1 protein-coding gene is annotated in these 1301 nt (G+C 66.6%); it reads left to right on the top strand.

The features are described from left to right. Positions 1 to 1301 (top strand): aldehyde dehydrogenase family protein (locus AC1DPX_RS35045; RefSeq protein WP_477242586.1); only part of this gene is annotated, 1301 nt, incomplete at both ends.

The raw sequence follows: 1301 nt of genomic DNA, 5'->3' as shown, positions 1-1301 counted from the left end.
CAGATTGCGGCGCTGAAGACCATTTCGCCCGCCGATGCGGCCAAGACCATCGATGCCGCGCACAAGGCATTCCAGTCCTGGCGGCTGGTGCCCGGCCCGAAGCGCGGCGAACTGGTGCGGCTGCTCGGCGAGGAATTGCGTGCCCACAAGGCCGAGCTTGGCCGGCTGGTGTCGATCGAGGTCGGCAAGATCCCCTCCGAGGGGCTCGGCGAAGTGCAGGAGATGATCGACATCTGCGATTTCGCCGTCGGTCTGTCCCGGCAATTGTACGGCCTGACCATCGCCACCGAGCGTCCGGGCCATCGCATGATGGAAACCTGGCATCCGCTCGGCGTGGTCGGCGTCATTTCCGCCTTCAACTTCCCGGTCGCGGTGTGGTCGTGGAATGCGGCTCTCGCGCTGGTCTGCGGTGACGCGGTGGTGTGGAAGCCGTCGGARAAGACGCCGCTGACGGCGCTTGCCTGCGAGGCGATCTTCAAGCGCGCGGTCAAGCGTTTCGGCACTGATGCGCCGCAGGGACTGGCGCCRGTGCTGATCGGCGACCGCGCCGTCGGCGARATCCTGGTCGATCACCCCAAGGTGCCGCTGGTTTCGGCCACCGGCTCGACCCGCATGGGCCGCGACGTCGGCCCGCGCCTGGCCAAGCGCTTTGCGCGTGCCGTGCTGGAGCTCGGCGGCAACAATGCCGGCATCGTCTGCCCGACCGCSGAYCTCGACATGGCGCTGCGCGCCATCGCTTTCGGCGCCATGGGCACGGCCGGCCAGCGCTGCACGACGCTGCGGCGCCTGTTCGTGCATGAGAGCGTCTACGATGCCCTCGTGCCGCGCCTGAAGAAGGCCTATCAGAGCGTCTCGGTCGGCAATCCGCTGGAGACCTCTTCGCTGGTCGGGCCGCTGATCGACAAGGCGGCCTTCGACGCCATGCAGAAGGCGTTGAAGGAAGCCGCCGCCCATGGCGGCAAGGTGACCGGCGGTACGCGCGTCGAGAACGGCCACCCGGATGCCTATTATGTGCATCCGGCTCTGGTCGAGATGCAAAGCCAAGTCTCGCCGGTGACGGAAGAGACCTTCGCGCCGATCCTCTATGTGATGAAATATTCGGATTTCGACGCCGTGCTCGACGAGCACAATGCCGTSGGCGCCGGCCTGTCGTCGTCGATCTTCACCCGCGACCTGCAGGAATCCGAGCGTTTCCTTGGTGTCGACGGTTCGGATTGCGGCATCGCCAACGTCAATATCGGCACGTCGGGCGCCGAGATCGGCGGCGCCTTCGGCGGCGAAAAGGAAACCGGCGGTGGCCG

The sequence above is a fragment of the Mesorhizobium sp. 01N446 genome (genome assembly GCF_056399285.1).
This window is presented reverse-complemented; position numbering and strand designations above follow the sequence as displayed.